Genomic DNA, 5951 nt, shown 5'->3' with positions numbered 1-5951 from the left:
TTTGGCAAGGACTGTATCGATTGTTTGTTGGCAGATAGAGAGTTTGTGGGTGAGCAATGGCTTAATTTCCTTAATTCAAAGAATATACGTTACTTCATTCGAATACGTAATAACTTTAAAATTTAATGCCCAAAACGGCAAAAGGAAATTACAGCACAGCATTTATTTCATAGCTTGAAAGCTGGGCAGATRAGGCACTATCCTAAAATAGTCAGGATGCACGGGGAATATTGTTACTTATCAGGCACAAAATCCATTAAAGATGGAAAAGTTGACTTTTGCATTATAGTATCATTCAACAAACCAGATGAGGCACTAGAGTATTATACTAAAAGATGGCAGATAGAGAGCTTGTTCAGGGCTCTTAAAACCAGCGGGTTCAATCTTGAAGATACTCACGTTACACACCCTGAAAGACTGGAAAAGTTAATCATGCTCGTGATGATAGCATTTGTGTGGTGTTATAAAATTGGAGACTTTATTGATACTCAAATAAAACCAATAAGAATCAAAAAACACGGAAGAAGAGCTATATCAGTCTTCAGATATGGATTAGACTATATCTCAAAATGCTTGTTATCAGGAACTAATAAATATGACCTTAATCTAATTCAATTTTTGTCGTGTACTTAACAAAATTGTATAAAATAAAAAAAGCTATCAATTCAAATTGATAGCTTTTTTTGTTTCTAAAAAGGTGAAGAAATTAATTTTCAACACCATCTTTAACTTCTTCAGCACCATCTTCGATTGCATTGCCAGTATCTTCAGCTGCATCTTCGATTGCGTCACCAGTATCATCGGCTGCATCTTCAATTGCATCACCAGCCTCTTCCATTTTGTCTTCTGCTTTGTCTTGCTTTTTTTCAGTACAGCTTGTAAATCCAAAAGCTAAAACTGTTGCAAGTCCGAATGTTAGAAATGTTTTTTTCATGATCATAAATTTTATTTGTTCAAGCAAATATATAAGCATTTATGAGATAAATCAATATGCGTTAGGGTTTTTTATAATTTTTTTTGCTTGTTTTTTGTGATTCTTTAACTTTTCGTCATCCATTTTATGAAGTAGGTTCATCATCATGTTCATTCTTTGGTTTGATTTAAAGTGTTCTTCTTTTTCTGATAAAAAGTTCCAATACAAGTGGTTAAAAGGACAGGCATCTTCTCCTTCTTTTTTAGAAACTTTATATTGACAAGATTGACAATAATTACTCATTTTATTAATATAATTCCCGCTTGAAATATAGGGTTTTGTCGCAATTATTCCGCCGTCTGCAAACTGGCTCATGCCACGTGTATTTGTGATTTCCACCCATTCAATCGCATCGATATATATGCCTAAATACCAGGCATCAACTTCGTCTGGATCGACCATATTCAGCAATGCAAAATTTCCTAAAATCATCAATCTTTGTATATGATGTGCATAAGCATGATCCAAGCTTTGGTTAACGGCTTGCTTTAAACAATTCATCTTGGTTTTACCTGTCCAATACAAGTCTAGAAGTTTATTTGTGTTTTGAAGTTTATTTTTTGATTTATAACCTGGCATTTGATTCCAATACATGCCTCGCATATATTCTCGCCAGCCCAAAACTTGCCTTACAAAGCCTTCAACTTGAGAAATGTCTATATCATTCTTATGTTCATGATAATGTTTAACAACTCTTTCAATGGTTTCTTTTGGTGAAATCATTTTTGTGTTTAAGGCAAAGGATAATCTAGAGTGAAATAGCATTTTTTCTTCAGTATGCATCGCATCTTCATAATCTCCAAAATGAACTAAAAGCTCATCACAGAAAAACCTCAGGACTCTTAAAGATTCTCTTCTTGATGTTGGCCAAGGGAATTTCTCGGCTTCGATATTACCGAAATAATTGATTTTTTGATCATCGATTTCTTTTAAAATATCAGAAACATCATGCTCAAAGTTAAGGTAGGAGGGAACAGCTTCTTTTTTCTTTGTCCACTTTTTTCTGTTTGATTTATCAAAATTCCACTGTCCGCCCTCAGGTTGATTGGCATCCATCAAGATATCATGTTTTTTACGCATATCACGGTAAAAATATTCCATGACTTTCTCTTTCTTGGATTTGTAAAACTCAGTTAAATCTTCTCTTTTTGTATAGAAATGTTCAGTATCAAAAGCTTCTTTTTCTATTGAAATATCATTGCAAAGTTCTTTCAAATACATATCAACTCTGTATTCGTCTGGATGTTGATATTCAAATTTATCAATCTTATTTTGTTTAATGAGACTCTTGATGTTTTCCTGTAAGTTGTGTTTATTTTCTTTTGAAGAAATTTGATAGTAAATAAACTGATGACCTTTATCTTCAAGTTCATTTTTAAATTGACGCATTGCCTTGAAAAAACCAACAATTTTCTGGATATGATGTTTTGTATAACCAGTTTCTTGCTTTGTTTCTGCCATAAAATAAATGACGTCTTTATCAACTTCATCAAACCATGAATGGTTTTTATTGAGTTGATCGCCTAAAATCAGTCGTAGTCTTTTCATACTTAAAAAAGATTATTTTGTAACCATTGGCATTGATATTTTCCCTGTCCATCATAACGTTGTGCCTGCGATTTAATATTAAATTTTCTGTTTCTCGGATCATTACCAACACCACTATTATACATCCAGTTTCCCCAGTTGCTGTGAACGTCATAATCGATAAGCATCGCTTCAAAATAAGTCGCGCCAGCACGCCAATCTTGCAACAACTCCTTAGACCAATAACTGCAAACATTCTGTCTGCCGCGATTACTCATAAATCCTGTTTCTTTGATTTCCAGCATATTCGCGTTTACAAAATCCTCTTCAGTTTTACCATCAACCCATTTCTGAAATATTTTTGGATTAAAATGCCAATCGTATTTTTCTGTATTGATACCGTCAAGTTTAAAAAAAGCATTTCTATGTTTGAGAGACATATATTTGAAAAAATCTCTCCAAATCAATTCAAAAATTAACCAGTAAGTATCTTGATTTTTTGTGACCTCTTTTTCAAAAAGTTTAACTTGGTGATAAATGCTCACTGCGGAAATACTACCGTTAGCCAACCAAGCTGAAAATTTACTGCTGTAATCTGTCCCTAATAAACCATTGCGTGTTTTTTTATAAACCTGTAATTTTTTTGTTTTCCAGAAATAATCATTAAGTCGATCCCATGCGCTGTCTTCTCCACCTTTAAAAGGGAAAACACTTCTATTATCAACTTCAAAATCTTCAAAACCTAAATCTTTTAATCGAGGGACTTCACTTTCAAAATCAATTAAGTTTGCATCAGTTTGGTCAGTTGGAATAGGCGTTTCGAGATTGATTTTTATTTTTTTCTCACAAGCTTTTCTAAACTGTGTGAAAACTTCAGGAAGGTCTGCGTAGTTTTCATAAGGAATTTGGTCTGGTGAAAACAAAAACTGATTATCGTAAGAATTGATTTCGCATTCTTTAAGTTTTTTCAACAAATTTTCTTCAACACACTTCTCCTCTGAAGTCCATTCATTTTGAAAAAAGATATTTTTAATTTTGAATTTGTCATTTAAGTTATCAATTGCATCTTCAGGTTTTTCGTGAAAAACGACTAAAGTGATATTGAGTTTTTCAAGATTATCTTTTAAATTCTGAACTGACTCAATTAAAAATTTAGCTCTAAATTTTTCAGTTTTTTTAAAGCCATATTTTGTTTTTGCAAAATATCGTGGATCAAAACAATAAAATGCGAGAGTTTTCATGTTGTTTAGAAGGCAAGCTTCTGATAAACTTTTATTATCCCTAACCCTCAGGTCATTTCTGAACCAAACGAGATTGATATCTTCTTTTTGCATATGGCTTTAGGTTTTTTTATAAAAAAAAGCTGTAAAACATTTATTTATAAAGGTTTTATAGCTTTTTGAAAAGTGAATTTATTCTTCTTCTAGAGTTGGGTAATCAGTGTAACCTTTTTCGCCAGGGACATAAAATGTGTCTTTGTCCCAATCAGCGAGTTTTGCATTTTTTTCAAAGCGTTTTGGAAGATCAGGATTTGAGATAAAAAGTTTACCATAAGCAACTAAATCTGCATCGCCGTCTTCAATCACTTTATTACCTTTTTCTTGATCAAAATTTGAATTGATCATCAAAGTTCCATCATATAATGGTCTAAAATGTTTAGCGATATCTTTGACCAAAAAGTCAACATCGCTGATGTCATTGAAAGGTTCAGATAGATGTAAATATGCTAAATCATATTCATTCAGTTTTTTAACGATATACTCAAAAGTCGGAATCGTTTCTTCATCAGCAGTCATTCCAAAAATCTTGTGAAGTGAAGGATTTAAACGAACACCAATTCTGTTTTCTGGAAAAAACACTTTGACAGCATCTAAAACTTCAAATAAAATTCTGGCTTTATTTTCATCGCTACCACCGTATTGATCTGTTCTTTTATTAGAAGAATTATTGAAAAATTGATGAAACAAATATCCATTAGATGAATGAATTTCAATGCCATCAAAACCAGCATCAACAGCATTTTTAGCAGCACGTTTAAATTCCTGAACAGTTTCTTTGATTTCGTCACGCGTCATTTCTTTTGGCGTGACAGTGTCTTTAAAACCGTCTGGCGTGTAAACTTCTGCATTTGGATTGACAGCGCTTGCTGAAATAGGTTTATCACCATTGTGGAAATCTGGATGCGAAATACGACCGACATGCCATAATTGCATAAAGATTTTTCCATCTTCATCATGAACAGCTTCGGTTACTTTTTTCCAACCTTTAATCTGTTCTGGGTTATGGATACCTGGCGTGTTGATGTAACCTACAGCTCTTTTAGAAACTTGCGAACCTTCAGAAATAATCAGTCCAGCCCCAGAACGTTGTTTGTAATATTCTGCATGCATATCAGTCGGTGCTGAGTCTTCATTGTCGGCACGACTTCTTGTCATCGGTGCCATAACAACACGATTTTTAAGGGTGAGATCACCCATTTTATATTCTTTTAGTAGATTTTGTTTATGAGGCATAAATTTTTTCAGTAAACTTAAAAAGATTCATCAGGGACATTCGTTAATTTAATTGTAAAAAATTATCTGAAATTAGAAGTCTTTTTGCTAAGTTTATGCCGATTTAAAAAGATTTTCATGAAAATAGGATTAATTAAAGAACGCAAAACGCCACCAGATCGTCGAGTCGTTTTTACACCAGAACATTTAAAAAGATTAGAAAAAAAATATAAAGATTTAAAATTTATAGTCGAACCATCTGATATTAGGATATTTACAGATGATGCATATATAGAAAAAGGAATTGGGTAGTGTAATTTAAACTCTGTCTGGTTCATTTTTTATCCATTTCAAAATCATTCGAAACTTGTTTTCGACTGATTTTGGAATGCGACCTAGCGTCAGCGACACGTGCTGGTTGGGTTCTACCGATATCCAGATCAATTCTATCCTCAAAGATAATATATAATTGCTGAATGGTTGTACTCCAATTGTGCAGTGGGCTTGTCCATTTTTTTTGAATATTCATCGTTGCCAAATAGACTAGCTTTAGAAGTGCTATGTCATTGGTGAAAGCTCCCTTGGTCTTGGTTACTTTTCTTACTTGTCTGTGATAGCCTTCAACAGCGTTTGTAGTGTAAATGATTTTTCTGATCGGTGCTGTGTACTTGAAGTATTGGGATAAATGTTCCCAATTGTTTTTCCAGCTCTGTATTACCACGGGGTATTTGGCACCCCATTTTTCTTCAAGCTTTATCAGCTCGTCCTCTGCTATTCCCTTGTTTGTCGCCCTATACACCAGTTTAAGGTCGCGCATAAACTCTTTTTGGTCCTTTGAGGCTATGTACTTTAACGAATTGCGTATTTGATGGACTATGCACAACTGAACCTCTGCCTTGGGAAACACACTTAGTATGGCACTGGTAAATCCTTTCAGGTTATCGGTACAGGCTATCAAG

General features: G+C 33.6%; 6 protein-coding genes and 1 pseudogene. 2 read left to right on the top strand and 5 right to left on the bottom strand.

All coding sequences use genetic code 11. The annotated features are described in order from the left end of the window. Positions 1-216: 216 nt before the first annotated feature. A complete protein-coding gene (locus CAP47_RS00655; protein WP_100775272.1) occupies positions 217-633 on the top strand; it encodes a transposase in 417 nt (138 codons plus the stop codon). Positions 634-706: 73 nt separating this feature from the next. Here the strand turns inward: CAP47_RS00655 and CAP47_RS00650 are convergent, their stop codons facing one another. The 4 genes from CAP47_RS00650 to CAP47_RS00635 all read right to left on the bottom strand — a co-directional run bounded on the left by CAP47_RS00650 (position 707) and on the right by CAP47_RS00635 (position 5013). Beyond that, entirely contained in the window at positions 707-934 is a 228-nt protein-coding gene (locus CAP47_RS00650) for a hypothetical protein (protein WP_100774954.1), read from the bottom strand. 51 nt (positions 935-985) lie between these two features. Continuing rightward, a complete protein-coding gene (locus tag CAP47_RS00645) occupies positions 986-2521 on the bottom strand; it encodes a cryptochrome/photolyase family protein (RefSeq protein WP_100774952.1) in 1536 nt (511 codons plus the stop codon). Positions 2522-2523: 2 nt separating this feature from the next. Further along, a complete protein-coding gene (locus CAP47_RS00640; protein WP_100774951.1) occupies positions 2524-3834 on the bottom strand; it encodes a DASH family cryptochrome in 1311 nt (436 codons plus the stop codon). A 78-nt stretch (positions 3835-3912) separates the two neighbouring features. Further along, positions 3913-5013 carry an alkene reductase gene (locus CAP47_RS00635; protein ID WP_100774950.1) on the bottom strand — a complete coding sequence of 367 codons (1101 nt, stop codon included), beginning with the start codon at positions 5011-5013 and terminating at the stop codon, positions 3913-3915. 117 nt (positions 5014-5130) lie between these two features. On the opposite strand from CAP47_RS00635, the gene CAP47_RS12320 reads away from it, so the two are divergent. Then, positions 5131-5304 (top strand): hypothetical protein, encoded by a 174-nt coding sequence (locus CAP47_RS12320; RefSeq protein ID WP_192869871.1) that lies wholly within the window; start codon positions 5131-5133, stop codon positions 5302-5304. Between the two features lie 127 nt (positions 5305-5431). Here the strand turns inward: CAP47_RS12320 and CAP47_RS00630 are convergent. Continuing rightward, positions 5432-5951 (bottom strand): annotated as a pseudogene (locus CAP47_RS00630) (transposase); the annotation flags it as partial.

The organism is Psychroflexus sp. S27 (assembly GCF_002810405.1).
Lineage (GTDB): Bacteria > Bacteroidota > Bacteroidia > Flavobacteriales > Flavobacteriaceae > Psychroflexus > Psychroflexus halocasei_A.
Note: the sequence above shows the minus strand (reverse complement) of the source record. Positions and strands in the feature narration are given on the sequence as shown.